Raw genomic sequence first — 26,511 nt, 5'->3', positions numbered from 1 at the left:
AAGTTAGGATTTTGAATGGCCATTTATTTAGATTTTGAAAATCATATTAAAGAAATTCAAAATGAAATTGAACTAGCCCTTATTAGAGGCGATGAGGACGCTAAAGAAATCTTAGAAAAAAGATTGGATAAGGAAGTTAAAACCATTTACTCCAATCTCACTGATTTTCAAAAACTCCAGTTAGCAAGACATCCTGACAGGCCCTACGCTATGGATTACATTGATTTGATCTTAAAAGACAAGTATGAAGTCTTTGGGGATAGGCATTACAATGATGATAAGGCGATCGTGTGTTTTATAGGCAAAATTGATAATATCCCGGTTGTGGTGATTGGGGAAGAAAAAGGCAGAGGGACTAAAAACAAGCTTTTGAGGAATTTTGGCATGCCCAATCCTTGCGGTTATCGTAAAGCTTTGAAAATGGCAAAATTTGCTGAAAAGTTTAATTTGCCTATTTTAATGCTTGTAGATACGGCCGGAGCGTATCCAGGAATTGGTGCAGAAGAAAGAGGCCAGAGCGAAGCGATCGCTAAAAACCTCCAAGAGTTCGCCTCCTTAAAAGTCCCTACTATTTCTATTATTATCGGTGAAGGGGGCAGTGGTGGCGCGTTAGCGATTGCGGTGGCAGACAAGTTGGCCATGATGGAATATTCCATTTTTAGCGTTATATCCCCAGAAGGTTGTGCAGCGATCCTTTGGGATGATCCTAGCAAGACTGAAGTGGCTATTAAAGCGATGAAAATCACGCCTAGAGATTTAAAAGAAGCAGGGCTTATTGATGATATTATCCTAGAGCCTAGCAAGGGGGCTCATAGAGATAAAATCTCAGCGGCCAACACGATCAAAGAGTATTTTTTAGACGCTCTAAGGACTATCCAACAAGACCCTCATTTCCTTGACAACCGCTATCAAAAATTAATGTCGCTTGGTTCGTTTGTAGAAAACATGCCGCACTGAAACATTGCATTAAATTTTTATGATTTTATAGAGTGAAAAGTAACGCTCTTATTTAAATCAAAAGATTAGCGTGTTGTTTAGAATAGTATAAAAACAACATTGTGTTACTAATCTATCATTTTTCTCCTTTGATTTGAATACAAAAAGATAATGCTATGCTCAATGCGTTAGATGAAAGATTTTTATTTTACAATACAAAAGTCAAGTCTAATAATTATTCCAAAAAATAAAGAAACCCCATGATACATGTAATATATGAAAAAATCAAAAGCCGTTTTTCTAAGAATTGGTCTTTAAGGGATAGGGGCAGGCATTTTGCATCTGCAAGCGTGTATTTTTTCTCACTTCTTGTCATTACAGCGGTTAATAGAAGTAGTGCAGTTGATTGGTTGTTGATGCCTGAACATTTGATTTGGTTTTTTTTGATTTCTCTTGGTGGGGAATTTGTAATAGACATGGCGTTTGGCAAAAAAAGTAAAATCTTTAAAACGCGCTTTGGGATTTCTATTGTGAGCGGCATTTCACTATTGCTTGGCTTTTTACCGGCGCATTTGTTTTTTGTAAGGTTTGGTTTTATCAATTGGTGGGCTGTCCTTTTTATAGAAGCGGGAGCTGGACTATTGGTGGGCTGTGTGATACAAAAGATTTTTTTTGGTAAATATTGGGTGGATCGCTATTATTAAGGCTCTCTTTTTTCAAATTTAAAAACGGATTTTTCATTTTAAAATTGGATAAAACTTACCCCTACTTAAGGCATCGCATCAAAAACCACGCTAATCCCACTTTTTAAAATGATAGGGTTTTTTGCATCAGTGATTTGGATAAAACGCACGCCATTGAGCAAATTAAGAGCGATTTCTTGTTGTTTGTTTTCTTTGGCAATGATTTGAATGATCTTTAAATTTTCATCATAAAAAATGATTTTTGGCTGCCATAAAGGGTTATTGGAGCTTATTTTCAAATACGCGTTTTGATTCACGCTAAGCCAATATTTCCCGCTTGCTTCCTTAAATTCTACAGGATCGCTATTTACAACTAAATCTCTTGCATTGGGGAGCTTGATCTTTTGTAAAATAAAGTCGTATTCCCACTCTTTCAAAGACACCCGTCTAATATCTATAAAATCAAAACCATGCCTTTTCATCGTCTCTATCAAAATGTTAGGGTCTAAGACATATTCCGTTTTAAGCTCGTAAGAAAAAATATTCTCACCCGAAGAGCTTTGCATTTTAATGGGCAGAACATACGAATACCCCATCATGCTCAAAGAATTATTGATGCTTTTAGCAAACGCTAATGGGTTGCTTGAAGCCTTGAAAGTGATTTTTAACATGCTTGGCTTGTCAAAATTAAACGATAAAAGCCCATTTTCTTTTAAAGTGTTGAGCAATTTTAAGGAATCCAAACGCCCCATTTGATAAAAATCCTTACGATTTTTAAACAAACGCTCTAAAAAAAGCTTGTTCATGTGATAAGATCGCTCCCCCATTAAATTCTCAATCTTATTGTTTAAAGCATCAGCGTTTAAAAGCATTCCCCCAACAATAAAGGCTAAAAAAAGATTTTTCATTGCTGGAGTTCTTTGTACTGAGACTCATTGATGGGGGTCAAACCTTTAGCTGGCTCGTATAAAAATCGTTTGGTTTTGCCATCGTTATAATCTTGCTCTTGATGGTTATTTTTAAGAGTGAGATGCCCATGCCCAAAACGCAATAACAAGCGGTGGTTTTTGGCCTCTAAGGGGTAATTTTTTTTAAAAACCTTTTGAAAAGAGTTTTTCTTCTCATCTAAATCAATCACTTCTACCCAAATATCTCGTTTAGGCATGATATAAATGGTGTCAGGATTTTCTTTGATCGCTTCTTTTTCTTGTTTTTCTGCTTTTTCTTGTTCTTTTTGTTCTTTTTGCTTTTCTTGTTTTTTGTCTGGCTTAGGCGTTGGTTCTATCTTGTTTTCTTCTGCGGGATGAGCTTCATTGAAAGAACTATTTTTAGTGCCGGATTTAATAGCGTTTTCTCGCTCTCTTTCTTCTTTTAAAGAAGAAATGTTTTGAATGATAACGATCGCTAAAATAATGACAATCACCCCTAAAACCAAAACAAAGGGTTTCCATTTGGACAATCCTTTAGACAATTTGATATTAGCCTGATTGATGCTGTAATCTATCTCAACTTTCAAAGGGTTTTTGGTTGCTTCTTCAGGGTTGGTTTCTTTATCTGGCTCTTCGCTCACGCTCTCTTTAAAAGTGCACACCCTGTCAAACTCTTTCATCCATGCACTCAAATCAAGCTTGTATTCGCGCTCTAAAATCTGTATAAAACCCTTAGCATGCACCCTTGATAAAGACTCATAACGCTTTTCCAGTATGTAGTTGATATTTTTAGAAGCGATTTTGGTCGCTTTATAAATTTCTTGCACCCCAATTTCTCTTAAAATTTGCAAATTTTTATCCAAAGTCTTAAGCGATAATTCTTCTAATGCCGCACCAGAAATGTCTTTAGAGTTTTTTTGAACATCAGAAAGATCTAAATTTTCCAAACTTTTTTTATTCTGTTCCATTCATTGACCACCTAGTTGATTTTATCCATCAAAATCCCTGCTGCCACACTCACATTGAGCGAGTCAAAATCGCGCCGCATTTTTATACTTAAGATCGTATCCATTTTAGCAAGGATTTTTTTTGACAACCCCTCATGCTCGCTCCCTAAAAAAAGAGCGCATTTTTTTAAGGCTAAATCTTCTCTTGGGCTAGAGCCTTGCATGTTCGCACCCAAACACAAAAACCCGCTCGTTTTCAACTCATTGATTAAATCCAGCGTGTTAGGCACAACGCTAAAAGGCAAATCATACATAAGCCCCAAGCTGGATCGCACAATCCCCTCATAAGCCAATTCTTTAGCAAAATCTAAAATAACGCCATCCATGCCCAAGCAATACGCGCTCCTAAAAATACCCCCAATATTCCCCACATCTGTAATACCGCAAAGCACTAAAAGTTTTTGAGCTTTTTTAATCTCTTTTAAAGAAATGGCTAGAGGCAGTTCCACTTTAGCTAAAACCCCTTGATGATTCCCCCCCTTAGCCAAGCTTTGCGCTTTTTTATTATCCACTTTAATGATATTTGGGCATGCTTTTTTGAGCGCAAAAAAAAGTTTCTTGTCTATTTCTTTAGAAAGATAGATTTCTTGCAATTTTTCTTGATGAGAGTTTAGAATATGCATAATCACTTGCTTGCCATAAACCACTGCTTGCATGCTAAACCCCTTTTATTGATCTTTTTCTTCTAACAAACGCTGGCTATAAAGCTCTTTAGCGTTTTGTTGTGTCATAGCGGCTTCAATTTTAGCCTTAATTTTAGGAGGCAAATCCAACTCCAATAACGCCGATAGCCCCATGCAAGGCTCTATTTTTTTCTCATTCAAAAGCACTAAAACCCACTCCCCTTGGATATTATTCTTTTGCAACTGCGTTATGATTTGAGAAATTTCTCCTAAATAATAGCGCTGGTGGAGTTTGGTAAGCTCCTTAGCCGCAAATAAATGCATGCCCTTAGCCAAATCGTTTAAATCCTTTAAAGTCTCTAATAATCGGTGCGGGCTTTCATAAAAAACCACTGGGGTATTTTCTTCCAAATACGCTAAAGCGTTTAAAATTTTAGCGATCCTCAAACGCCTTTCCTTGCTCTTATGAGGCAAAAAGCCGGCGTAAAAAAAACGCCCTTCTAAAAACCCGCTCGCGCAAAACGCCGTGGTGAGCGCATTAGCCCCAGGCAAAACATCGTATGGGATATTATGCTTTAAAGCGTAAGCGACTAAACTCATGCATGGATCACTCAAGCTTGGCATGCCCGCATCGCTCATCACAGCGATTTCTTTATCAAAAAAAGAAAGCTCTACTTGGCTTAAAAACTCCTGGTCATTGTGCGAATGGAAAGCGATAAATTCCCTTTTTTTAGTCGCAATATTAGGGAAAGAATGGCTAATGATAGGGTTTTGTGCAAGCAAGTGCAACAACCTCTTACTCACCCTTGTATCCTCACACAAAAAAACCTCGCAACGCTCTAAAACTTCTAAAGCGCGTAGCGTAATGTCAGCGAGATTACCTATAGGAGTGGGCAAAAAATGCAACACAAAAAGCCACGCTTTTTAAAAGAGTTACTTCAAATTGTAGCGTTGCTTAAATTTCTCTACTCTCCCTGCAGTGTCAGCGATTTTATCGCTACCGGTATAGAAAGGGTGGCAAAAACTAGAAATATCAATACGCATTTCAGGTTTAGTGCTTAAAACTTCAATTTCTTTCCCGCTCGTTACGCAAGTAACTTTGCATGGGATGTATTCTGGGTGGATGCCTTTTTTCATTAAGTGTCCTTTATTCTTAAATTTAAACTTAAAATTATAGCATAAGTAATAATAAATTAAAACCACTCTAAAGTTAAAATAAAATTTGACTTTGTTAAAAAAATTATGATAGCATAGCGAAGCATTACGAAATTCAACACTTGTGGCATGTGCCACTTATTAGCATCTTTTGGTTACACTAATTTTTTAAGAATGCTTTAGCTTTTTGTATTCATCTTAATTGAAACAACTAGAAACCTCTTTTTAATTAAAAGGAAATTTAATGAACGAAAACGCGCCTACGCATAAGAGTTCGCACAAAGTCAAAACACACACGCCAGTGAGCGGTTATCACATTGAAGATTTACGCACCTACCCTACTGAAAAGCTTTTAGAAATCGCTAACAAGCTCAAAGTAGAAAACCCTCAAGAATTCAAGCGCCAAGACTTGATATTTGAAATTTTAAAAACCCAAGTTACGCAAGGCGGATACATTCTTTTTACCGGGATTTTAGAAATCATGCCTGATGGCTATGGCTTTTTAAGGGGGTTTGATGGGAGCTTTTCAGACGGGCATAATGACACTTATGTCAGTCCTTCTCAAATCAGACGCTTTGCTTTAAGGAATGGCGATATTGTTACCGGTCAAGTGCGATCCCCTAAAGATCAAGAAAAATACTACGCTCTTTTGAAGATAGAAGCCATCAATTACTTGCCTTCAGATGAGATTAAAAACCGCCCTTTGTTTGACAACCTAACCCCCCTATTCCCTGATGAACAAATCAAATTGGAATACGAACCCACTAAAGTTACCGGTAGGATGCTGGATTTATTCAGCCCTGTGGGTAAGGGTCAAAGGGCTTTGATCGTCGCGCCCCCAAGGACCGGGAAAACAGAGCTGATGAAAGAGCTCGCCCAAGGCATCACTTCTAACCACCCTGAAGTGGAGTTGATTATCCTTTTAGTGGATGAGCGCCCTGAAGAAGTAACGGATATGCAGCGAAGCGTTAAGGGTCAAGTTTTTAGCTCCACTTTTGATTTGCCCGCAAACAACCACATAAGAATCGCTGAATTGGTTTTAGAAAGAGCTAAAAGACGAGTGGAAATGGGCAAAGATGTGGTGGTTTTACTAGATTCTATCACTCGTTTAGCGAGAGCCTATAACGCTGTAACGCCCTCAAGCGGTAAGGTCTTAAGTGGGGGCGTGGATGCAAACGCCTTGCACAGGCCTAAACGCTTTTTTGGAGCTGCAAGGAATATTGAAGAAGGCGGGAGCTTGACGATTATCGCTACGGCGTTGATTGAAACGGGTTCAAGAATGGATGAGGTGATTTTTGAAGAATTTAAAGGCACTGGGAATAGCGAAATCGTTTTAGCGAGGAATATTGCAGACAGGCGCATTTACCCGGCCTTTGATATTTTAAAATCCGGCACACGAAAGGATAATATCTTACTTGGAAAAGATCGCTTGACTAAAGTGTGGGTTTTAAGGAATGTGATGCAACAAATGGATGATGTGGAAGCTTTAAGTTTTGTGTATTCTAAAATGCAACAAACCAAAGACAACGAAGAGTTTTTAAATTTAATGAACGAAAAATAAAATCTTAAAATCCCATTAAAATAGTGTCATGAAAATAGGCGTTTTTGATAGCGGTGTGGGAGGGTTTAGCGTTTTAAAAAGCCTTTTAAAAGCGCAATTGTTTGATGAAATCATCTATTATGGCGATAGCGCTAGAGTGCCTTATGGCACTAAAGACCCCACCACGATCAAGCAATTTGGCTTAGAAGCTTTGGATTTTTTCAAACCCCACAAGATTGAATTATTGATTGTAGCGTGCAACACAGCGAGCGCTTTAGCTTTAGAAGAGATGCAAAAACATTCCAAAATCCCTATTGTGGGCGTGATTGAGCCAAGCATTTTAGCGATCAAACAACATGTGAAAGATAAAAACACCCCTATTTTAGTGCTAGGGACAAAAGCGACGATCCAATCTAGCGCTTATGATAACGCCTTAAAACAACAAGGTTATTTGAATGTTTCGCATTTAGCCACTTCGCTTTTTGTGCCTTTGATTGAAGAAAATATTTTAGAGGGCGAATTGCTAGAAACTTGCATGCGTTATTATTTCGCCCCGTTAAAGATTTTGCCTGAAGTGATTATTTTAGGTTGCACGCATTTTCCTTTAATCGCTCAAAAAATTGAAAGCTATTTTATGGAGCATTTTATCCTTTCAAAAACCCCCCTACTCATCCATTCTGGCGATGCTATTGTAGAATATTTGCAACAAAAATACGCCCTTAAAAAGAACGCCTATGCATTCCCTAAAGTGGAATTTCATGCGAGCGGCGATGTGATTTGGCTAGAAAAACAGGCTAAAGAATGGCTCAAATTATAAGGATTTGGCATGTTTAAAGATTGTTATCGCGCTATTTTTTCTCGTTTAAAACCTTTATTGCTTTCATTAGGTTTATTGTTGTCGTTTTCGCTTTGTATAGCTGATGAATATATTAGCATAAGTGATGATTGGGATTTATTTACACGACAATATAAGACATATTATTTTGAAAATGGTTTGGATAATTTTAATAAAGGCCAATACAAGCAAGCCTTTAAAGATTTTAAAACGGCAGAAGAATACGGCATTGGGCTTGGCAGTGTTTATTTAGCCAAAATGTATTTGGAGGGAAAGGGCGTGAAAGTGGATTATAAAAAAGCGCAACTCTATGCACAAAACGCTATCAAAGGGTATGGGAGCGGCATGTTAGGAGGCGCTTTAATTTTAGGATACATGCAAGCGCAAGGCTTGGGGATGAAAAAGGATTTGAAACAAGCACTCAAAACTTACACCCATATGGTTCGCATATTTTCCAATAAAGGCATAAATGTTTATAACCATACTTTCTTTAGTTTCGCTATTGCATCGCAATTCATTGATCTTTCAGGTTTGAGCGCGAATCCTAAAAGATTTGGAAAACAATTTGAAAGACTTGAGAATCTTAAGTCATCCCTTCAAGGCAACGGTGAGATACATAATATGACTTCTTACGAAGATATTGCTGAAATTTCAAGCAATATTATTTTACTCAAACAACAAATGGGGGAAATCCTTTATAGAATCGGAATCGCTTATAAAGAAGGGCTTGGTGTTAGAAAACAAAAAAGTAGGGCTAAAAAATTCTTGCAAAAATCCGCAGAATTTGGTTATGAAAAAGCCATGGAAGCTTTGTAGTTTTTAGAAAATACCCCACTCAATCTCTACTATCACTTGACTAAAATCAAACTCTTTACTTTAATCTTAAAAAATACTTTTGAACATTTTTAAATCTTATCATTGATATTCCATTAGAACAAACTAAAAAAACCAATTTTTTCAAGCCACTCTTTTTAGAATGGGATTTACCCTCTCATTCAGTTTTAACATGAATAAGTGGTGATAAATTCAAAAGGATGGGGTTTGCTCTCCCATGGAAACACTTCAGAGTGGAATTTAAGCGACTGGTAGGCTTGGATAAATTCTTCGCTAAAAACTTGCCCCTCTTTTAAATACTGCTTGTCAGCTAGCATCTCTTCTAGCGATCGCCTTAAAGTGTGGGGCATTTGTTTGATACCCTTTTCTCTGATTTCATCTAAAGTCAATTTGAAAAGGTTAATATCCATCGCTTCGCCCGGATCAATCTTATTTTTAACGCCATCAATACCAGCCATTAAAATAGCCCCAAAAGCCAGGTAAGGGTTTGATGAGCTATCCGGAAACCTAAATTCAAACCTAGCGCTATTTTTAGAAATCCCATAAGGGATACGAACGCTCGCGCTCCTATTGCTAGCGGAATAAGTCAAAATAGATGGGGCTTCATAGCCAGGAATTAGGCGTTTATAAGAATTAGTAGAAGCGTTAGTGAAAGCGGCTAACCCTCTAGCGTGGTGCAACACGCCCCCTAAAAAATGCAACGCAAACTCACTCAAGCCCTTGTAAGTTTCGCCGCTAAAAAGGTTTTCGTTGTTTTTCCAAACGCTCACATGGGTGTGCATCCCACTTCCGTTATCCCCATACAAAGGTTTTGGCATGAAAGTGGCGGTTTTGCCGTTCAAATGAGCGACCATTTTAACCACATATTTGAGTTTTTGGACATTATCAGCCGCTTCCACTAAATCCCCAAATTTCACGCCCACTTCGCCTTGCGCTTGCGCGACTTCATGATGGACGACAAAAGTTTCTAGCCCCACTTGATTTAAGACTTTCACAATTTCAGTGCGAATATCCATCATCGTATCCGTTGGCGGCACAGGCAAATAGCCCCCTTGCTTGCCCGGTCTATGCCCATAATTGACGCCGTTTTCAAAACTCCTATCCCTATTCCATTCGCCCTCTTCGCTATCCACTTCATAGTATTGGGAATTGGAAGCGTCTTTAATCTTAATGGAATCAAAGATAAAAAATTCATTCTCCGCACCAAAATAAGCCACATCGCCCAAACCTAAATCTTTTAAATGCTTTAAGGCTTTTTTAGCGATACTTCTAGGGCATTTTTCATAAGGCTGGTTTTTATACACATCATACACATCGCAAAACACGACCGCGCTCACATCCGCGCTAAAAGGGTCAATGAAGTAACGCACCAAATCAGGGGTTAAAATCATATCAGAGTGTTCAATGCTTTGCCAGCCTTTAAAAGAGCTCGCATCAAAAGGAATCCCCTCTTTAAACATGCCATGCGTTAAAGCCCCAAAAGAATAAGCGATATGATTCCAAGTGCCTTTAATATCGCTGAATCTAAAATCCACAAATTCCACTTCATTTTCTTTGCAAAATGCAAAAAATTCTTTGATCTTGCTTTCAGTATTTTGAGTTCTTACTATCATTAATGACCTTCAATTATACGAGTTTGGTTTGATTTCATAGGGGTGATTATAGCATTTATGGGGTAAAAAAGGTAAGATTTGCATTAAGTTTTATCAAGATGCATGCGGTAAAATCCGCTAAATCAAGGAGTGTTATATATGAAAGCAGAAGCAATCACTATGAAAACAGAAGCAATCACACTATTAAGATTTTTTGAAGAAAATCAAACGAATCAATTTGTCATTCCCATCTATCAGAGGTTGTATAGTTGGGAAAAGAAACAATGCGAACAATTATGGGATGATATTTTAAAAGTTGGTGGGAATGATAAAATGAACGGGCATTTTATCGGCTCCATTTTATATGTGCGAGATGATAATACGCACTCTAGCCCATTACTCATCATTGATGGTCAACAAAGGCTCACTACCATCACGCTTTTACTCATCGCTTTAAGGAATCATCTAAGCGAAGAAGTTAAAATTTTGGAAAAATTTTCGCGTAACCAAATAGAGAATGACTATCTCATCAACAGCGATAAAGATGGCGATAAGAAATTCAGGCTCATCCTTTCAGAGTCTGATAAAGACACTCTGCTATCTTTGATTGATGAAAGCAGAAGAAAGCCGAGCGAACCTTCGGAAAAAATAGTGGAAAATTTTAAATTATTTGAAGAGTGGATCAGTAAAAATACCGACAAACTAGAAGCGATTTTTAAAGGATTAGACAAACTCATAATAGTTTATATTTCTTTAGAAAAAGGGAAAGATGATCCTCAACTCATCTTTGAGAGCATGAACTCAAAAGGTGTCGAGCTCACGCAAACGGATTTGATCAGAAACTATATCATCATGGAAACAGAGGTTGAAAAACAAGAATGCTTTTATAAAAAATATTGGAGGGCTATGGAGGAGGATTTTAAACAAAATGAAACATTATTTAATAAATTTGTACGGCATTATCTCACGATCAAAATAGGAGAGATTGCTAATAAACAAAAAGTTTATGAAGCTTTTAAAAATCACCAACAAGAAAAGGGGATAGAAATAGAGGATTTATTAAAAGATTTGCAAAAATATTGCGGGTATTTTTGCCAGATCGCATTCAAAAAAGAAGAATATAAGGATCTAAACAAGGCTTTAAGTTTGCTCGTAGATTTAGAAATGGATGTGGTGTATCCGCTGTTATTGGAGCTTTATAGCGATTATAAGGATGGCGTTTTATCCAAGCAGGATTTTATCCCCATTATCGCTTTAACAGAGAGCTATATTTGCAGAAGGGCGGTGTGTGGGCTTAAATCAAATGGTCTCAATAAACTCTTTCCCTCTTTTACAAAAAAGATTGATAAAAAGCAATACCTTAAAAGCGTGGAGGAGCGTTTTGGGTCGCTAAAAGGGAATCAAAGATTTCCAAACGATTTGGAATTTAAAGAACTTTTTATCACGAGAGATTTTTATGAATTTAAAAAAACACATACTTTCTTGACAAGGTTAGAAAATTTTGACACAAAAGAGCCGGTCAATACTGAAAAATGCACCATAGAGCATGTCATGCCCCAAAAACCCATTCCAGAATGGGAAAGGGACTTGGGCGAAAATGCTCAAGAAATACATGAGAAATACCTCCACACAATAGGGAATCTCACTCTAACCGGTTATAACTCTGAGTATAGTGATAAGTCTTTCCAAGAAAAAAGAGATATGGAAAACGGCTTCAAACAAAGCCCATTAAAACTCAATCAAGGTTTGAAAGATTTAGAAGTTTTTGGCGAAAAAGAGATTCTAGACAGGGCTGAATATTTAGCAAATCTGGCTTTAAAGATTTGGGTAAGCCCTAAAACATTAGGGAGCGATAAATCTAAAAAAGAAAAAAGGTTTATGATTTAAATTCTTATAAATTTAGCCCCCATTCAAGGGAATTGTTTAATATTTTAAGCGAAGGGATTAAAAATCTTGATGAAAGGGTAACTGAAAAACTTAATCAACAATATATAGCTTATAAGTTGAAAACAAATTTTGTGGATATTGTTGTGAAAAAAAATTATTTAGAATTGTATTTAAATATGAAATTGAATGAGTTGCAAGATGGAATAAAGGAAAAACTAAAGATCGAAGATGTTTCTAAAATCGGTCGTCCATGCGTTGGAGAAATGAAAGTAAAGTTAGAATCAAAAGAGAATATCCCTTATTGTTTGGAATTAGTCAAACAAGCTTTAGAAAAGCAAAAGGGGCGGTAAAATTAGGCGATAAAAACCTAACTTATTAAAATAAAAGGTATAATTACAAATTACTTAAAACTTAAAGGGGATATTAATGAAAGTTCTGTTACTAGAAGATGTGAAAAATTTAGGCAAAGCGGGCGAAGTGTGTGAGGTTAAAGATGGCTATGGGAATAACTTCTTAATCGCTAACAAAAAAGCCAAACTCGCCACTAACGAAGTGATCAACAAATACAAAGCCGAAGTTAAAAAGAAAGCTGAAACAGAAGCCCTAGAAAAAGCGCAAAAATTGCAAATGGTAGAAACTTTGCAAACCATCACGCTAACTATCCATAAAAAAGTCGGCGCGAACGGCTCTTTATTTGGAGCGATCACCAAAGAAGAAATCACTGAGCGTTTGAAAGAAGAGCATGCAAGTTTAACTTTAGATAAAAAAGACATTGAGCTCAAACACCCCATTAAAAGCACAGGGATTTATGAGATTGAAGTCAAGCTTGGATCAGGGATTGTGGGCATGTTTAAAATTGATGTGGTGGCTGAGTAGAAAATGTTTGAAGCGACGACGATTTTAGGCTATAGAGGGGAATTTAATCATAAGAAGTTCGCGCTCATTGGAGGCGATGGGCAAGTAACTTTGGGGAATTGCGTGGTTAAAGCCAATGCGACTAAAATCAGAAGTTTGTATCACAACCAGGTTTTAAGCGGGTTTGCCGGGAGCACAGCGGACGCTTTTAGCTTGTTTGATATGTTTGAACGCATTTTAGAGAGCAAAAAAGGGGATTTGTTTAAGAGCGTGGTGGATTTTAGCAAAGAATGGCGCAAAGACAAGTATTTACGCCGATTGGAAGCGATGATGATCGTTTTAAATTTGGATCACATTTTTATTTTGAGCGGCATGGGCGATGTTTTAGAAGCTGAAGACAATAAGATCGCTGCTATTGGGAGCGGAGGGAATTACGCATTGAGCGCGGCTAGAGCTTTAGATAACTTCGCTCACTTAGAGCCTAGAAAACTCGTAGAAGAGTCCTTAAAAATCGCAGGGGATCTTTGCATTTACACCAACACGAATATTAAAATTTTGGAGCTTTAATGTCTAAATTGAATATGACCCCAAGAGAGATTGTCGCTTATTTAGATGAGTATATCATTGAGCAAAAGGAAGCTAAAAAGTTTATCGCTATCGCTTTAAGGAATCGTTACAGACGCTTGCAACTGGAAAAATCCTTACAAGAAGAAATCACGCCTAAAAATATTTTAATGATCGGCTCTACCGGTGTGGGTAAAACAGAAATCGCAAGAAGAATGGCAAAAATCATGAAACTCCCCTTTGTGAAAGTGGAAGCGAGCAAATACACGGAAGTGGGTTTTGTGGGGCGCGATGTGGAGTCTATGGTAAGGGATTTAGTCAATAACAGCGTGCTTTTAGTGGAAAATGAGCATAAAGAAAAGTTAAAAGACAAGATTGAAGAGGCGGTTGTAGAAAAGATCGCTAAAAAACTCTTACCCCCATTGCCTAGCGGCGTGAGTGAAGAAAAAAAACAAGAATACGCTAACAGCCTTTTAAAAATGCAACAAAGAATCGTGCAAGGCGAGTTGGATAGTAGAGAAATTGAAATTGAAGTGCGTAAAAAAAGCATAGAGATTGATTCCAATGTGCCGCCTGAAATTTTAAGGGTTCAAGAAAACTTGATTAAGGTTTTTCATAAAGAACAGGATAAAGTCAAAAAAACTTTAAGCGTCAAAGAGGCTAAAGAAGCCCTAAAAGCAGAAATTAGCGACACGCTTTTAGATAGTGAAGCCATTAAAATGGAAGGCTTGAAGCGCGCGGAAAGTTCAGGGGTGATTTTTATTGATGAAATTGATAAGATCGCTGTCAGTTCTAAAGAAGGAAGCCGTCAAGATCCCAGTAAAGAGGGGGTTCAAAGGGATTTGTTGCCGATTGTAGAGGGGAGCGTGGTCAATACGAAGTATGGTTCTATTAAAACAGAGCATATTTTATTCATTGCAGCAGGGGCGTTTCATCTTTCTAAACCAAGCGATTTGATCCCTGAATTGCAAGGGCGTTTCCCTTTAAGGGTGGAGTTAGAAAATTTAACCGAAGAAATCATGTATATGATTTTAACCCAAACTAAAACCTCTATCATCAAGCAATACCAAGCCCTTTTAAAAGTGGAGGACGTAGAAATTGCGTTTGAAGACGATGCGATCAAAGAGTTAGCCAAACTTTCTTATAACGCCAATCAAAAAAGCGAAGATATAGGCGCTAGAAGGTTGCACACCACCATTGAAAAAGTGCTAGAAGACATTAGTTTTGAAGCGGAGGATTATTCGGGGCAAAAGGTTACTATCACTAAAGAATTAGTCCAATCAAAGCTAGGGGATTTAGTGGCTGATGAAAACTTGGTGAAGTATATTTTATAATGAAAACTAAGGCGGGCTTTGTAGCTCTTATAGGCAAACCAAACGCTGGAAAAAGCACTCTTTTAAACACTTTATTAAACGCTCATCTAGCCCTTGTTTCGCATAAGGCTAATGCGACCAGGAAATTAATGAAATGCATCGTGCCTTTTAAAGATAAAGAAGGCTATGAGAGCCAAATCATTTTTTTAGACACACCAGGACTCCACCATCAAGAAAAATTACTCAACCAATGCATGCTCTCACAGGCTTTAAAAGCGATGGGCGATGCTGAATTGTGCGTGTTTTTAGCTTCTGTGCATGATGATTTAAAAGGGTATGAAGAGTTTTTGAGTTTGTGCCAAAAACCCCACATTTTGGCTTTGAGTAAGATTGACACAGCCACGCACAAGCAAGTTTTACAAAAATTGCAAGAGTATCAACAATACGCTTCGCAATTCTTGTCTTTAGTGCCTTTGAGCGCGAAAAAATCTCAAAATTTAAACGCGCTTTTAGAATGCATTAGCAAGCATTTAAGCCCTAGTGCATGGCTTTTTGAAAAGGATTTAATGAGCGATGAAAAAATGCGCGATATTTATAAGGAAATCATTAGGGAGAGTTTGTTTTGTTTTTTGAGCGATGAAATCCCTTATGAAAGCGATGTGATCATTGATCAATTTATAGAAGAAGAACGCATAGACAAGGTGTATGCGCATATCATCGTAGAAAAAGAAAGCCAAAAAAAAATCGTGATAGGCAAAAACGGGGTGAATATCAAACGCATCGGGACTAACGCGCGATTGAAAATGCAAGAAGTGGGCGAAAAAAAAGTTTTTTTAAACTTGCAAGTGATCGCTCAAAAATCATGGAGCAAGGAAGAAAAAAGCTTGCAAAAACTGGGTTATATCCCTAAAAGGGATATGAATTGAAAAAAATATTATCGGCTTTATCGGCTCTGTTAATGGGCTTTGTGGGATTGATTGCTAGTGATCGTTTGTCAGAGATTGTGCGGCTTTATCAAAAACAAGGCTTAGAAGTGGTGGGTCAAAAGCTGGATTCTTATTTAGCGGATAAATCTTTTTGGCTAGAAGAGCTTCAAAATAAGGACACGGATTTTGGCTATTATCAAAACAAGCAGTTTTTATTTGTGGCGGATAAATCCAAGCCTAGTTTAGAGTTTTATGAAATCAATGACAACATGCTTAAAAAAATCAACAGCTCTAAAGCCCTCGTAGGCTCTAAAAAGGGCGATAAAACTTTAGAGGGCGATTTGGCCACGCCTATTGGAGTGTATCGCATCACGCAAAAATTAGAACGCTTGGATCAATATTATGGCGTTTTGGCTTTTGTAACGAATTACCCTAATTTGTATGACACCTTGAAAAAACGCACTGGGCATGGCATTTGGGTGCATGGAATGCCTTTAAATGGCGATCGAAATGAGTTGAACACCAAGGGTTGCATTGCGATTGAAAACCAACTTTTAAGCTCTTATGATAAAGTATTGAAAGGCGAAAAAGCGTTCCTTATCACCTATGAAAACAAGTTTTTCCCTAGCACCAAAGAAGAACTGAGCATGATTTTAAGCGCCCTTTTTCAATGGAAAGACGCTTGGGCTAAAGGCGATTTTGAACGCTACATGGGTTTTTATAACCCCAATTTCACTCGCTATGACGGCATGAAATTCAACGCTTTTAAAGAATATAAAAAAAGGGTGTTTGCAAAAAACGAAAAAAAGAATATCGCTTTTTCTTCTATCAATGTGATCCCTTACCCCAATTCTCAAAACAAACGCCTGTTTTATGTGGTGTTTGACCAAGATTACAAAGCCTACCAACACAACAAGCTCTCTTATAGCTCCAATTCTCAAAAAGAACTTTATATAGAAATTGAAAACAACCAAGCGTCTATTGTGGTGGAAAAATAAGTTAGAGATAGGTGCTTAAAGTCAAAGCCGCAATAAAGACAAAGTAATGGAAACTAAAATCATTGGCACTAGAAATAATCGTCTAACTTTGCGGAGTGAAAAAGGAATGAAGCTTTAAAAATAACAAATGATTAAAAAATATTAATTAATTATGATGAGAGGATTTTAGGAGTTATAAGAGTGAAGCATGACACTGGTTTTATAGATGTGAGCGTTCCGTATTAGGGATATAAACTAAGTCTTTGTTTGGAGAGAATTGAAGATGTGGGGGAATTCACTTTGTTTTGCTTGCGTGCTTTTGGAGATGGATTAAACCTTAATGAATTATCACAAGTTACAGAGATTAATCCTATAACCATCCAAAAACACTTGGATTTTTTAGTAAAGCGGGGTTTTGTCAATGAAAAACATAAGATCAGTGCTTATGGGTGCAACATTTTAAATTTACATGCTGAAATCAACAAATTCAACCGCACAGATCGGGTGGTGTTTTTAGAAAATGCAGTGAGAGGAAAAGTAAAAAGATGGCGTGAATATGAGGAACTAGCAGCTCATCATCGTGGGTGGCTCATCGCAGGAGAAGATTTAAACCCACAAGAATTTAAGGAACTTTACAATGCACGCAAGGATATTGATCAGGTATTATGCTTATTAGATAATGCGAAAGATTTTAAGGATGTGTCAGATGAGATCATGGTGCGTTTGGAACCAAAGGAAATAGAGCGGTTTTTAGTTTTTAAGATCGATTCAAAGGTGCTAACACCCACAAAGATCGAAGGGAAAACATATATCCGTGCAACCCATGGGGAGCAGGAGTATTTTATGGAAGCAGAAACACTCTGCAAACAATTATGATAAGCATCGATCTTTTCAAAACTAATGGGCGTTTTACGCGTGGCATGCGCAACACAAAAATCATCTATAGCGCCATACGCTATGGAACAAAAGGAATTGCTAAGGTAAGTCCGGTCTTAATCTGTGTGGATGTAGCGCTTAGTTTAGCCGATATGATCCACTCCTATGGCCAATATCGCGCCGCTAAAGAACAGACCAAACAACTAGAAACAACACGCAGTAGTTTAAGAAAACAATATGAAAATCTTTTGGTAGAGTTAAAGTTAGACAAACAGAAGCTCAGATTGCAGCTTGCCCAAGATTTAGAAAGGATAGATGCTAGAATACGCAACCATGCAGACAAGATGCATCTGCTTAAATTGGCTTATGAGGGCAGTTTTGAAATTTTAAAATGCATCAAGGATCATTTAGATGAGTATGAGAAAAAATTCCCTTATGACAATGCCCAAAGAATGGTGGCTTTGCGCCAACAATACCACGAAGCGCTCACAGCGCATTGCCAAGCGTCTTTAAACTTTATAGGAGGTTAATATGAAAAGCGTTAATTTACCCACACCAAAAGGAAACTCTAAAGGGGGTTTCCTTGACAATCTCTCTTTTTCTGATGCTCTAAAGGTAATCACTGCTTCTAAAGACTTGATTTTAACAGCGATCAATACCCAAAAAAAATTATCAAAGAGCAAGAGAAGACCAAACAAATAAAAACACAAGCAAATCAAGAGATGATAGCTTCAGCCAACAGATTAGTAGAAAAGCTTGCCGAATACGAAAGAGATATGACAGCACTCAACAATACGCATGAACAAGAAATGCTCAGACTCTCCAATGAGCGCGAAAAAAATACGATGATTTTAAAAATGGTGCAAGACATCATCAATGAGTTTAAGTCGCTAAATCAACTTTTAATCCACTGCAGAGAATGTGGAAAAAACCAAATAGCGGATAATGAATTGCATGTGCAACTTATTTCTTTCCAACAAGCTTTGCTTGCATTAACATCTAAGGTGAATTAATGCTACCCTTTATTGTGGGTGGGGCTATCCTAGCAGTTGGTTTTGGGGTATTGGCGGCTTTTTTTGATGTTGAAACCGAAAAAGAAAAAGAACGCCAAAACACGCTCAAAAAAGATATAGAGGGCTACACGCACAAAGCGCAACAAGCTAAAAAACGCCACAAACACCAGCAAACCCTAAAAATCGCAGATCATTGTCTCAATATCATCCAACGCTATTTGGAAGAAATTGAAAGATTGCAGCAAGAAAAGAAAGATGTACCCACGCAATTAAAGATTGTTCTAGAGCAAATCCAACAAGAAATGAAATCTCTATCCACACAGTAAAAACATGTATTGCAAACAAATTATAACCGCTTTGAAGATACGCAACGCCGCGCTTTAGCTTATTTGGATTATTTGTCTCGTTTAAAAACTCAATTACAAGAAAAAAAGAAGTACATTAAAAGTGTTTTGGGTGAGATTAAAGAATTAAAGCAAAAAGTCAAAAAGAAATACGAGAATATCGCCCATAACCAAGAGTGGCTAGAGAGACACAGAGAATGGCGTGATGAATCGCAATTCAATAATCCAGACAATGCAGATGAGATGCAAGAACGAATGGATCGCAATAAGGACAATATTAGAAAAGCCAAAGATGTTATCACCAAGACTCAAAACAAAATAAAGAAAAAAGAATGCACCATAGATGAAATTTTAAAGCATACCCAAACTATGGAGCCAAATTATCTCTTGCCTCAAGACTTTCTTTATGTCGGAAAACTTGCTCGTGTCAATAAAAGTGAAATTTATACGCATGATGGAGATAAAAAAGCAATATTTATGGGCAACGCCTGAGTTTGGCATTTGGAGAACATAAAAAGAAGTTATGGGATTCTTATAATTCTCAAGAGGAATTTTATATTTTAATTACATGGCAAAATAAAGAAGGCTCCCGGTTTTTCAAAGCTAGCTTGTGTAAAGGTTTGCTTTATAAACACATTTTAGAAGAGAGCGTTTTTGAAGTGTCGCCTAAGTATGAAAATGCAATTGATCAGGAAATAACCAAGTGCTTGTTCCATGGGATACAACTTCTACTACCCATTGAATACAAGGAATTTAAACATAAGAAGTATACGCCAAGAGATACTTTCAAGGTGTGGGTAATAAATTATGACAGCTTGCTAAAAAGCGTATTCATCGCTGAAAAAGAGCCAGAACCCAAACACATGGATGTGATCATGCTCTTTAATGACCGACTGGGATCTCAAATTTTAAAATACGCTTATATTTTTAATGACTCTAATCTTAGTTATTCCGTGTTAGATTATCAAAAGAATGTTTTAACCTTGGGAGTCGCTCATCTGATGCTAAAATGCCGCACCACTCCTGATCATCTCGTGTTGCAAGAGATTAGAGAACTGCCTGAAAATTTCACTGAAAAACTCAATAACAAAATTTTTCCCTTAGAACGGGGTATCACCTTATGATGCCCAAAAAAGATGCTTGCGATTAGAAGTAAAAAAATACGACTTTAAGAATTTTGACAAACCCAAAATAGACACCGTGGATGCCTTTCAGGGCGAGGAGGCAGACATCATTATTTATTCCACCGTAAAGACTTATGGTAATCTTTCTTTCTTGCTAGATTCTAAACGCTTGAATGTAGCTATTTCTAGAGCAAAAGAAAATCTCATTTTTGTGGGTAAAAAGTCTTTCTTTGAGAATTTGCAAAGCGATGAAAATAATCTCTTTAGCGCTATTTTGCAAGCTTGTAGATAGATAATTTATTTCTAAATATAACCATTAGATATTTTCTATCTCAAAACGCTCTAATTTGAAAACTTATTTTTTGAATGTTTTACTTTATGGTGAGCCATAACTTTATCATCTACCAATCATCGCATGACTTTCAAAACACTCAAAAATCCTAGATGAAAGCTTGAGTTAGATTGGCTTTATTTTTTTCTTTATTTTGGAATATTTTGAAAGGTTTGGCTCAATCAATCTTAAACAAAAGAGCCAAAACATTTTTAAAGAAGAGAACCCTTAAAACCTGGTATCAGTTTGTTTTATATAATAAGGGTTGCTAAAGTCCTTAGGCGTGTGGTGCAATTCTTTTTCTATAACAGCGTCTTTAACGCAAACAACACGCAGAGCGTCAAAACGAGTCTCAACGCTAGCGCAACCGCCAAATAAAGACACCCCAACCACCACGCCGTTTCTAATCGTTTTCATTTTATATCCTTTTGTTTTAAAATTTTTAATAATTAAACTTTTTAAATTATATTTTTAATATGATATGATTTATTGTTAAACAAAAAGTAAATAAAACTAAAATAACGCTCTAAATTTTACCATTAAGTGGGTTTAAGAAACGCTTCAATCTTTAAAAAATAAGGCTCATTTCAATCAAACATTTCATTGATTTCATATTTTTTAGCGGCTTTATCTTTAAGCCATAGCGCCACTTCTAAAGCCCCTTTAGCAAAAATAGATCGGTTAGTCGCTGTATGGCTAAGCTCTATGTATTCGCCTTCTAAGTAAAACCCTATCGTGTGCTTTCCGGCGACATCACCCCCCCTTAAAGCGGCTATACCAATACTTTCTTTAGAGCGCAAACCCTCTCTATGAGTGATAAGAGCGTTTTTTTCATCATACCCCCTAGCCTTAGCACAAGTTTGATACAAACTCAATGCAGTGCCGCTCGGGGTGTCTTTTTTAAGATTGTGGTGCGTTTCTATAATTTCAATATCCGCATCTTTTAATTTCAGAGAAGCCAAAAAGGCTAATTGATTGAGGATAGCGATCCCAATAGACATGTTGTGCGCATGCAAAAGCGGCGCTTTTAGGGCTAAATTTTGCATTTTTTCTAGCGTTTTTTCTTTCAAACCGGTTGTGCCAGAGACTAAAATTTTAGGGCATTCCAAAAGAGCGTCTAGCAAGCTATCCACGCCTTTAGGGAGAGAAAAATCAATCACGCATTCGCAAGCTTTGACAAACGCTTTTAAATCATTGGTTACTAGGGGTTTGTGCGAAAAAGAGCTAAAATCTGTTTCGCATTTTTGCCGCACAAACACGCTAGATAGCTCTAAGCCCTTATACCCCCCCTTTAATTCTTCTAAAAGCAATTTCCCTATGCGACCGCTCGCTCCATAAACACCGATTTTCATGCGACTTCCTTGCTTTTAATTGTTACAACCCCATTTTAAAAGGGTTTAAAATATTATTAGGATCAAGGGCTTTTTTAATATTCCTAAAAAGCTCCATTTCGCTATCATTAAACGCTAAAGGCATGAATTTGGCTTTAGACAAGCCTATACCATGCTCCCCGCTTAAAGTCCCCTCTAAATTAATAGCGGCTTGAAAAATCTCTTCCATAGCCTTATGGCCTTTTTCTAAATCTTTTTTAGGATCTTCTAGCATGATGTTCACATGCACATTGCCATCGCCTGTATGGCCAAAGCAAGGGATTTTAAAGCCGTATTTTTGGCTGATTTTAGCGACTTCTTGCAACAAACTCGGCAAACTCGCCCTAGGAACGGTAACGTCTTCATTCAACTTCTTTTTACCATAAACGCTAATACTTTGGGAAGCGTTACGCCTTGAAAACCATAAATCCTGCTCTTCTTGTTCGTTTTGCGCCACTTTAAAACCAACGCAACCATTGGCTTTAAAATGCTTTTCTACCTCATTGAGTTGCCATGCAATCTGCTCTTTCACCACGCCATCCACTTGAGTGATGAGTATCGCTCCAGCGTCTTTAGGCAAGCCTTTAGAAAACCTCTCTTCAACCGCTTTGATGCTCAAATTATCCAAAAATTCCATCGCCACAGGCGTAACGCCGCTACTCATTGTTTTATAAACAGCGTTCATGGCGTCTTCAATGCGGTTAAAAACCCCCATCGCGCTTTGTTTTAGGGGCGGTTTGGCTAAAAGCTTTAAAGTGATCTCAGAAATCACGCCCAAACACCCCTCACTAGCGATCATCAGCCCTGCAACATTAAAGCCTGCAACATCTTTAATCGTTTTTTTACCTGCCCTTATCACTTCGCCATTGGCTAAAACCACCCTTAAAGCCATGACATAATCTTTAGTGATGCCATATTTAGCCGCGCGCATGCCACCGGCATTTTCAGCGACATTCCCCCCCAAAGTGCTTTGATTTTCACTCGCTGGATCTGGGGGGTAGAATAAGTTTAATTTTTCCACTTCGTTTTGGAAATGCTTGTTGATCACGCCCGGTTCTACCCTAGCGATTAAATTTTTAGTGTCAATCTCTAAAATTTTGTCCAAATGCTTTTCTACGCTTAAAATTAGCCCCCCACTCACGCTCAACGCTCCCCCTGTAAAACCGCTCCCAGCCCCCCTAGGCACAACGATAAGGCGGTGCTCGTTGCAATATCTTAAAATCTGGCTGATTTCTCGCTCGTTTTTAGGGAAAATCACGCCGCTAGGCAAATGCCTTTCTTTGGTAGCGTCATAACAATAAGCGTTCAAATGCGCTAAATCAGTGAAAAAATCCTCTTCCCCTACTAAGTTTTTAAAATACTGAATGTGTTGTTTTTCTAACATGACCTACTTCTTATTCATTTCTAAAGCTTTTCTTCTTTCTTCAAGCTCTTTTTCATCTCTTTCTTGATGTTCTTTAGCTCTTTGTTCAAATTCTCTCGCTCTTTGTTCGGCTTTAGCTTTTTTCTTTTCTTCTTTCAAGCGGCGTTTTTCTTCTTTAGGACTGAGTTTTGGCTCTTCTTTTTTAGCGTTATTCTCTTTTGAAACAGGAGTGTCTTTGTTTTCTTGATTTTCTTTTTCGCCTTGTTGGGTAGCGTTATTTTCATTACTTGGCTCCTTGACAAGTTCTTGATTAAGTTCCTTAGTCTCTTTTAAAGATTTAGGTTTAACTTTTTCATCTCCTTTATCCATTCCTAAAGCCTTTCTTCTTTCTTCAGTCTCCCTATCATCTCTTTCTTGATACTCTTTTTCTCTTTCTTCAAATTCCATAGCCTTTTTGGTGGCTTTGGCTTTTTTCTTTTCATCTCTTAAGTGGCGCCTTTCTTCTTTAGCGTCAAGTTTTTGCTCTGCTTTTTGGTAGTTTTTCTCTTCTAAAGTGGGAGCGTTTTCTACACCTTGATTGGCTTTTTTAGGCTCTTTAATGGCTTCTTGCTTGATTTCTCGTTTATTTTCTCTAGCGTCAATTTTTCCTTCTTTCTTTTCAATCCTCACTTCTTTTCGTTTTTCTTTTTTCACTAAAGCGTCATAATAAGCGAAATAGTTTTTAGATTGGCTGCCTGAAAAGAGTTTCCCAAGCGTACCCGCATCAATGCCCTCAACCCTAGAAAAAAACGGCGTGGAAGTTTTAGTAATGCCGCTTGTGTCCAGCTCTCTTTTTTCTAAAATTTCAAAACTCTCGCAACTTAAAATATTAAGCGTGTTGGTGGTTACAATATAAATCACCCCCACGCTATAAACGTTGCATGCTTTCCTTAAATTAGCGATTTTTGGGTCAAACCCATTCAAAAAAGTAACCAACAAATCAGAGCTAATGAAATTAATATCCGTATTCGTCGCCTTGATTTGTTCATAAAGTTCATCATTAGGAGCGATCAAAAACGCTTGGTTGTTAAATTGCCTGAAATAGACTAAATCCCCCTTTTTAGCGACCATTCTTGGGGTGGGTAAATGGCTTTGTTTCATGGATTCAAACGCTCTGAATTTAGCCGTTGCGACACCATTTTCAACGGCAATAATCACCACTTCAGCATTAACGATTTCATAATCTGAAAGTTTAGTAACGACAAAACCAAACTCCCCCACTTTCAAATCATGGGCAGGAAAACGAATGATTTTTTTGGGTAAATCCACAAATTCTATACTCACTCTTAAGGGTTCTTGCCAAGAGGCTGATTGCAAGCTTATCAAACTAGCTAAAAAAAGTCCTATCAAAAGCCTTAACATAAAATTCCTTTTAAACATTTTTAGTATTTTTAAATTTTTTTAGATGCCACAAAATGGCTAAAGACAATCCGGTGGTTTTAGCGTATTGAAAATCCGCTATAAAATCAAGGGCTTTTGATTTTTTTAAAAACAACACTTCAATCTTTTCTGTATCAATCCCCCCACCTTTTGAAACCCTCAAACTCTCGCGCACTTCAGCGTAATAAATGGTTTGCAAACTCCCGCTTAACCCGGTCGCGCTATAAAACTGGCCTATTGTTTCTAAGTTTTTAGGGCTAATTTCATAACCGCATTCTTCTAACGCTTCTTCGCAAGCGATTTCTTCTAAACTCTTATTGGCTTTATCCACAAGCCCTGCACACAATTCATAAGTGTATCCGTCAATATTTTGATCTTGATCACGCTTAAAATAAAAATGGCGTGCATAAATGGCTGGGCGGAATTGTTTCACTATGACAAAACAATCGGATTCTTTTTCATAGAGTAAAACCGCTACGCTGTCTAAAGACTTAATCATATCCCATGTTTTCTTAGTATTCTCTTCATTATAATGCATGCGTTTCAATTCTATATAATGAGAGCTAGAACAAGGCTCTAAAGACACGCTAGCATGATGGACTAAAGATTTTTGACTGGGAATATTTTTAAAATAAGACATTAAAAGCCCTCTAAAAGATAAAATGAATTGGTTTCAAAAGAATGGGTTTTAAAAAGCTCTTCTAATTTTTGCTTAGAATGCTGAGCCTTTTCTAAAAAAACCTCTCTTTGTTTGCCGTATAACTTGCTTTTAGCGGTGCGGATATAGCCTAAAGGATTGATGGGGCGCGAGTTTTTATACACGCCAAAGTGCAAGTGCGGTCCGGTGCTTAAGCCGGTACTCCCCACTCTCCCTATGATTTGCCCTTTTCTAACAAACGATCCTTTTTTCAACCCATTAGCGAATGCGCTCATGTGAGCATACACCAAGCGCAATTCATTCAAATGGATTTCAACCACTTTCCCATACCCCACCTTAACCCCTATAAAACTCACACGGCCCTCTGAAGCAGAATGGATCAAACTGCCATGTTTAGCCGCATAATCCACGCCATAATGAGGCCGTTTGACTTTCAAAACAGGATGGAATCTCCCATACGAAAAAGGCGAAGAAATGCGGGTGTATTTCACAGGGGTTTCTAGTAAAAACCCTGCCACTTCTTGCGCTTTGGAGTCGTAATAACGCCCGTTTGAATGGGAAAAAAGATAGTATTGATGCAAACGAGAGCTAATCATGGCTATTTTAATAGTCGGCTGGCCAAACGCTTGCCCCACACGATAATCTCGTGTATAAACGATAGCGATTTTATCGTTTTTTGCTAGGCGTTTAAAAGGCACGCTTTTTTTATACGCATTCATCAACTGGTTGGCTAAAAGGGGGTCATTGGTGGCTTTGACAATATCTTGATAGGGCGAAGTTTGTAACGAAAGAAGGAGGGTTTTTTCTTTACGAGTGAAGATAATGGGGATAAAGTCTAAAAAATAATCCTCCCCTTTCTTATAAATATGGATTTGCAAATCCTGGCTTATGGGGATAAGGGCTTGAATAAGCGTGTTATTAGCGTCTCTTAAAGTGTAGTAGGTAACATTGCTTTGAATTTCAGCGCTCAATTCTTTGTCTTGAGAACTTAGGTTATAGTAAAGTTTTTGAGGGATGTGGTTTTTTTCTAAAAACCCTAACAGCGTGAGCTTATCCCACACAAGCCTTTCACCCATCAAAGAATTAAAAGTTTGCTTTTTAATATTCTCATCGGCTTTTAAAAAAACTCCATCACACAAAAAAGCAACCATTAAAAAATAGATAAAATTTAAAATAATTTTCTTATGAAAAAACACCATGCAGTTGTTTAATGCCTTCAATTGGATCTGTATTTCATTAGTATAACATAAGCCATTAAAGAAAAACGATACAAGTTTAACGCACAGCCTTGTTTTATGGCTTTATGAAGCGCATTTTATTCATGCATGGTTGTTTCCCATAAATGATTTCTCTCGCC

At 37.5% G+C, this 26,511-nt stretch carries 30 protein-coding genes and 1 pseudogene; 19 read left to right on the top strand and 12 right to left on the bottom strand.

Going from position 1 to position 26,511, the window contains the following annotated elements; translation table 11 throughout:
• Nucleotides 1–15: 15 nt before the first annotated feature.
• Both accA and AA977_RS02485 read left to right on the top strand, forming a co-directional pair.
• Nucleotides 16–957 (top strand): acetyl-CoA carboxylase carboxyl transferase subunit alpha, encoded by a 942-nt coding sequence (gene accA / locus AA977_RS02490; protein WP_001029398.1) that lies wholly within the window; start codon nt 16–18, stop codon nt 955–957.
• 239 nt (nt 958–1,196) lie between these two features.
• Nucleotides 1,197–1,640, top strand: coding sequence for a hypothetical protein (locus tag AA977_RS02485; RefSeq protein WP_064434457.1), 444 nt, complete (start codon nt 1,197–1,199; stop codon nt 1,638–1,640).
• Nucleotides 1,641–1,705: 65 nt separating this feature from the next.
• Here the strand turns inward: AA977_RS02485 and AA977_RS02480 are convergent, their stop codons facing one another.
• From AA977_RS02480 to rpmE, 5 genes are read right to left on the bottom strand one after another with little or no spacing between them, the layout of a single operon-like run.
• On the bottom strand, nt 1,706–2,527 hold the full coding sequence (locus AA977_RS02480; protein WP_064434456.1) for a hypothetical protein: 822 nt from the start codon (nt 2,525–2,527) through the stop codon (nt 1,706–1,708).
• A complete protein-coding gene (locus tag AA977_RS02475) occupies nt 2,524–3,516 on the bottom strand; it encodes a hypothetical protein (protein WP_064434455.1) in 993 nt (330 codons plus the stop codon). The genes AA977_RS02480 and AA977_RS02475 overlap by 4 nt, the downstream gene beginning before the upstream one ends.
• Nucleotides 3,517–3,527: 11 nt before the next feature.
• Nucleotides 3,528–4,211, bottom strand: a complete 684-nt coding sequence (rlmB, locus tag AA977_RS02470; RefSeq protein ID WP_064434454.1) for a 23S rRNA (guanosine(2251)-2'-O)-methyltransferase RlmB — start codon at nt 4,209–4,211, stop codon at nt 3,528–3,530.
• Between the two features lie 12 nt (nt 4,212–4,223).
• The gene (gene rsmI, locus AA977_RS02465) at nt 4,224–5,087 is read right to left on the bottom strand and encodes a 16S rRNA (cytidine(1402)-2'-O)-methyltransferase (RefSeq protein ID WP_064434453.1); all 864 of its coding nucleotides are present in this window, start codon (nt 5,085–5,087) and stop codon (nt 4,224–4,226) included.
• Between the two features lie 24 nt (nt 5,088–5,111).
• The gene (gene rpmE / locus AA977_RS02460) at nt 5,112–5,315 is read right to left on the bottom strand and encodes a 50S ribosomal protein L31 (protein ID WP_000715278.1); all 204 of its coding nucleotides are present in this window, start codon (nt 5,313–5,315) and stop codon (nt 5,112–5,114) included.
• Nucleotides 5,316–5,577: 262 nt separating this feature from the next.
• Here rpmE and rho point away from each other — a divergent pair, with 262 nt between their 5' ends.
• Genes rho through AA977_RS02445 form a run of 3 tightly spaced genes read left to right on the top strand, consistent with a single transcriptional unit; the run spans nt 5,578 to nt 8,524 of the window.
• On the top strand, nt 5,578–6,894 hold the full coding sequence (gene rho / locus AA977_RS02455; RefSeq protein ID WP_001004703.1) for a transcription termination factor Rho: 1,317 nt from the start codon (nt 5,578–5,580) through the stop codon (nt 6,892–6,894).
• Nucleotides 6,895–6,922: 28 nt separating this feature from the next.
• Complete coding sequence (murI, locus tag AA977_RS02450; RefSeq protein ID WP_064434452.1) at nt 6,923–7,690, top strand: glutamate racemase; 768 nt, start codon at nt 6,923–6,925, stop codon at nt 7,688–7,690.
• 9 nt (nt 7,691–7,699) lie between these two features.
• Nucleotides 7,700–8,524, top strand: coding sequence for a tetratricopeptide repeat protein (locus tag AA977_RS02445; protein ID WP_064434451.1), 825 nt, complete (start codon nt 7,700–7,702; stop codon nt 8,522–8,524).
• Nucleotides 8,525–8,709: 185 nt separating this feature from the next.
• Here AA977_RS02445 and glnA read toward each other — a convergent pair whose 3' ends face one another.
• Nucleotides 8,710–10,155 carry a type I glutamate--ammonia ligase gene (gene glnA / locus AA977_RS02440; protein ID WP_064434450.1) on the bottom strand — a complete coding sequence of 482 codons (1,446 nt, stop codon included), beginning with the start codon at nt 10,153–10,155 and terminating at the stop codon, nt 8,710–8,712.
• Between the two features lie 159 nt (nt 10,156–10,314).
• Between glnA and AA977_RS02435 the strand changes: the two are divergent.
• The 14 genes and pseudogenes from AA977_RS02435 to AA977_RS02380 all read left to right on the top strand — a co-directional run bounded on the left by AA977_RS02435 (nt 10,315) and on the right by AA977_RS02380 (nt 20,305).
• Nucleotides 10,315–12,371 (top strand): annotated as a pseudogene (locus AA977_RS02435) (GmrSD restriction endonuclease domain-containing protein).
• A gap of 76 nt (nt 12,372–12,447) precedes the next feature.
• The gene (rplI, locus tag AA977_RS02430) at nt 12,448–12,897 is read left to right on the top strand and encodes a 50S ribosomal protein L9 (protein WP_000866280.1); all 450 of its coding nucleotides are present in this window, start codon (nt 12,448–12,450) and stop codon (nt 12,895–12,897) included.
• Between the two features lie 3 nt (nt 12,898–12,900).
• Nucleotides 12,901–13,443, top strand: coding sequence for an ATP-dependent protease subunit HslV (gene hslV, locus AA977_RS02425; RefSeq protein ID WP_064434449.1), 543 nt, complete (start codon nt 12,901–12,903; stop codon nt 13,441–13,443).
• Entirely contained in the window at nt 13,443–14,774 is a 1,332-nt protein-coding gene (gene hslU / locus AA977_RS02420; protein WP_064434448.1) for an ATP-dependent protease ATPase subunit HslU, read from the top strand. The genes hslV and hslU overlap by 1 nt, the downstream gene beginning before the upstream one ends.
• Nucleotides 14,774–15,679, top strand: coding sequence for a GTPase Era (era, locus tag AA977_RS02415; protein WP_064434447.1), 906 nt, complete (start codon nt 14,774–14,776; stop codon nt 15,677–15,679). Before hslU ends, era begins: the two co-directional genes overlap by 1 nt.
• Nucleotides 15,676–16,677, top strand: coding sequence for a cell shape-determining L,D-carboxypeptidase Csd6 (csd6, locus tag AA977_RS02410; protein ID WP_064434446.1), 1,002 nt, complete (start codon nt 15,676–15,678; stop codon nt 16,675–16,677). The genes era and csd6 overlap by 4 nt, the downstream gene beginning before the upstream one ends.
• Nucleotides 16,678–16,923: 246 nt before the next feature.
• On the top strand, nt 16,924–17,532 hold the full coding sequence (locus tag AA977_RS02405; RefSeq protein WP_064434445.1) for a hypothetical protein: 609 nt from the start codon (nt 16,924–16,926) through the stop codon (nt 17,530–17,532).
• The gene (locus AA977_RS02400; RefSeq protein WP_064434444.1) at nt 17,529–18,062 is read left to right on the top strand and encodes a hypothetical protein; all 534 of its coding nucleotides are present in this window, start codon (nt 17,529–17,531) and stop codon (nt 18,060–18,062) included. Before AA977_RS02405 ends, AA977_RS02400 begins: the two co-directional genes overlap by 4 nt.
• Nucleotide 18,063: 1 nt before the next feature.
• On the top strand, nt 18,064–18,234 hold the full coding sequence (locus tag AA977_RS08070; RefSeq protein WP_253764836.1) for a hypothetical protein: 171 nt from the start codon (nt 18,064–18,066) through the stop codon (nt 18,232–18,234).
• 20 nt (nt 18,235–18,254) lie between these two features.
• On the top strand, nt 18,255–18,545 hold the full coding sequence (locus tag AA977_RS08065) for a hypothetical protein (RefSeq protein WP_253764835.1): 291 nt from the start codon (nt 18,255–18,257) through the stop codon (nt 18,543–18,545).
• On the top strand, nt 18,545–18,871 hold the full coding sequence (locus AA977_RS08060; protein ID WP_253764834.1) for a hypothetical protein: 327 nt from the start codon (nt 18,545–18,547) through the stop codon (nt 18,869–18,871). The genes AA977_RS08065 and AA977_RS08060 overlap by 1 nt, the downstream gene beginning before the upstream one ends.
• Nucleotides 18,872–18,880: 9 nt before the next feature.
• Nucleotides 18,881–19,381 carry a hypothetical protein gene (locus AA977_RS08055; RefSeq protein ID WP_253764833.1) on the top strand — a complete coding sequence of 167 codons (501 nt, stop codon included), beginning with the start codon at nt 18,881–18,883 and terminating at the stop codon, nt 19,379–19,381.
• Nucleotides 19,382–19,383: 2 nt separating this feature from the next.
• Nucleotides 19,384–20,013 (top strand): hypothetical protein, encoded by a 630-nt coding sequence (locus AA977_RS02385; RefSeq protein ID WP_253764832.1) that lies wholly within the window; start codon nt 19,384–19,386, stop codon nt 20,011–20,013.
• Between the two features lie 16 nt (nt 20,014–20,029).
• A complete protein-coding gene (locus AA977_RS02380; protein ID WP_021436271.1) occupies nt 20,030–20,305 on the top strand; it encodes a C-terminal helicase domain-containing protein in 276 nt (91 codons plus the stop codon).
• A 267-nt stretch (nt 20,306–20,572) separates the two neighbouring features.
• Here AA977_RS02380 and AA977_RS02375 read toward each other — a convergent pair whose 3' ends face one another.
• The 6 genes from AA977_RS02375 to csd3 all read right to left on the bottom strand — a co-directional run bounded on the left by AA977_RS02375 (nt 20,573) and on the right by csd3 (nt 26,353).
• On the bottom strand, nt 20,573–20,761 hold the full coding sequence (locus AA977_RS02375) for a hypothetical protein (RefSeq protein ID WP_064434443.1): 189 nt from the start codon (nt 20,759–20,761) through the stop codon (nt 20,573–20,575).
• A 170-nt stretch (nt 20,762–20,931) separates the two neighbouring features.
• Entirely contained in the window at nt 20,932–21,696 is a 765-nt protein-coding gene (gene dapB / locus AA977_RS02370) for a 4-hydroxy-tetrahydrodipicolinate reductase (RefSeq protein ID WP_064434442.1), read from the bottom strand.
• A 22-nt stretch (nt 21,697–21,718) separates the two neighbouring features.
• Nucleotides 21,719–23,098, bottom strand: a complete 1,380-nt coding sequence (gene glcD / locus AA977_RS02365) for a glycolate oxidase subunit GlcD (protein WP_064434441.1) — start codon at nt 23,096–23,098, stop codon at nt 21,719–21,721.
• Between the two features lie 3 nt (nt 23,099–23,101).
• Complete coding sequence (gene pgbA / locus AA977_RS02360; RefSeq protein WP_064434440.1) at nt 23,102–24,478, bottom strand: plasminogen-binding protein PgbA; 1,377 nt, start codon at nt 24,476–24,478, stop codon at nt 23,102–23,104.
• Nucleotides 24,479–24,488: 10 nt separating this feature from the next.
• Entirely contained in the window at nt 24,489–25,136 is a 648-nt protein-coding gene (locus AA977_RS02355; protein ID WP_064434439.1) for an NUDIX hydrolase, read from the bottom strand.
• On the bottom strand, nt 25,136–26,353 hold the full coding sequence (csd3, locus tag AA977_RS02350; protein ID WP_064434438.1) for a peptidoglycan DD-metalloendopeptidase Csd3: 1,218 nt from the start codon (nt 26,351–26,353) through the stop codon (nt 25,136–25,138). The genes AA977_RS02355 and csd3 overlap by 1 nt, the downstream gene beginning before the upstream one ends.
• Between the last annotated feature and the right edge of the window lie 158 nt (nt 26,354–26,511).

The sequence above is a fragment of the Helicobacter pylori genome (genome assembly GCF_001653455.1).
In the GTDB taxonomy this organism is placed as follows: domain Bacteria; phylum Campylobacterota; class Campylobacteria; order Campylobacterales; family Helicobacteraceae; genus Helicobacter; species Helicobacter pylori_A.
The sequence above is the reverse complement of the archived record's forward strand: the minus strand, read 5'-3'. Positions and strand labels throughout refer to the sequence as shown.

What these genes read in the sequence shown, in the direction of transcription:
- rho (WP_001004703.1), top strand. Translation starts at nt 5,578, where the DNA reads ATGAACGAAAACGCGCCTACGCATAAGAGTTCGCACAAAGTCAAAACA.
- AA977_RS02375 (WP_064434443.1), bottom strand. Translation starts at nt 20,761, where the DNA reads ATGAAAACGATTAGAAACGGCGTGGTGGTTGGGGTGTCTTTATTTGGC.
- hslU (WP_064434448.1), top strand. Translation starts at nt 13,443, where the DNA reads ATGTCTAAATTGAATATGACCCCAAGAGAGATTGTCGCTTATTTAGAT.
- era (WP_064434447.1), top strand. Translation starts at nt 14,774, where the DNA reads ATGAAAACTAAGGCGGGCTTTGTAGCTCTTATAGGCAAACCAAACGCT.
- rlmB (WP_064434454.1), bottom strand. Translation starts at nt 4,211, where the DNA reads ATGCAAGCAGTGGTTTATGGCAAGCAAGTGATTATGCATATTCTAAAC.
- accA (WP_001029398.1), top strand. Translation starts at nt 16, where the DNA reads ATGGCCATTTATTTAGATTTTGAAAATCATATTAAAGAAATTCAAAAT.
- AA977_RS02445 (WP_064434451.1), top strand. Translation starts at nt 7,700, where the DNA reads ATGTTTAAAGATTGTTATCGCGCTATTTTTTCTCGTTTAAAACCTTTA.
- AA977_RS02480 (WP_064434456.1), bottom strand. Translation starts at nt 2,527, where the DNA reads ATGAAAAATCTTTTTTTAGCCTTTATTGTTGGGGGAATGCTTTTAAAC.
- glnA (WP_064434450.1), bottom strand. Translation starts at nt 10,155, where the DNA reads ATGATAGTAAGAACTCAAAATACTGAAAGCAAGATCAAAGAATTTTTT.
- AA977_RS02485 (WP_064434457.1), top strand. Translation starts at nt 1,197, where the DNA reads ATGATACATGTAATATATGAAAAAATCAAAAGCCGTTTTTCTAAGAAT.
- AA977_RS08060 (WP_253764834.1), top strand. Translation starts at nt 18,545, where the DNA reads ATGCTACCCTTTATTGTGGGTGGGGCTATCCTAGCAGTTGGTTTTGGG.
- rplI (WP_000866280.1), top strand. Translation starts at nt 12,448, where the DNA reads ATGAAAGTTCTGTTACTAGAAGATGTGAAAAATTTAGGCAAAGCGGGC.
- glcD (WP_064434441.1), bottom strand. Translation starts at nt 23,098, where the DNA reads ATGTTAGAAAAACAACACATTCAGTATTTTAAAAACTTAGTAGGGGAA.
- AA977_RS08065 (WP_253764835.1), top strand. Translation starts at nt 18,255, where the DNA reads ATGATAGCTTCAGCCAACAGATTAGTAGAAAAGCTTGCCGAATACGAA.
- murI (WP_064434452.1), top strand. Translation starts at nt 6,923, where the DNA reads ATGAAAATAGGCGTTTTTGATAGCGGTGTGGGAGGGTTTAGCGTTTTA.
- pgbA (WP_064434440.1), bottom strand. Translation starts at nt 24,478, where the DNA reads ATGTTAAGGCTTTTGATAGGACTTTTTTTAGCTAGTTTGATAAGCTTG.
- AA977_RS02475 (WP_064434455.1), bottom strand. Translation starts at nt 3,516, where the DNA reads ATGGAACAGAATAAAAAAAGTTTGGAAAATTTAGATCTTTCTGATGTT.
- AA977_RS08070 (WP_253764836.1), top strand. Translation starts at nt 18,064, where the DNA reads ATGAAAAGCGTTAATTTACCCACACCAAAAGGAAACTCTAAAGGGGGT.
- AA977_RS02400 (WP_064434444.1), top strand. Translation starts at nt 17,529, where the DNA reads ATGATAAGCATCGATCTTTTCAAAACTAATGGGCGTTTTACGCGTGGC.
- AA977_RS02355 (WP_064434439.1), bottom strand. Translation starts at nt 25,136, where the DNA reads ATGTCTTATTTTAAAAATATTCCCAGTCAAAAATCTTTAGTCCATCAT.
- csd3 (WP_064434438.1), bottom strand. Translation starts at nt 26,353, where the DNA reads ATGGTGTTTTTTCATAAGAAAATTATTTTAAATTTTATCTATTTTTTA.
- dapB (WP_064434442.1), bottom strand. Translation starts at nt 21,696, where the DNA reads ATGAAAATCGGTGTTTATGGAGCGAGCGGTCGCATAGGGAAATTGCTT.
- rpmE (WP_000715278.1), bottom strand. Translation starts at nt 5,315, where the DNA reads ATGAAAAAAGGCATCCACCCAGAATACATCCCATGCAAAGTTACTTGC.
- hslV (WP_064434449.1), top strand. Translation starts at nt 12,901, where the DNA reads ATGTTTGAAGCGACGACGATTTTAGGCTATAGAGGGGAATTTAATCAT.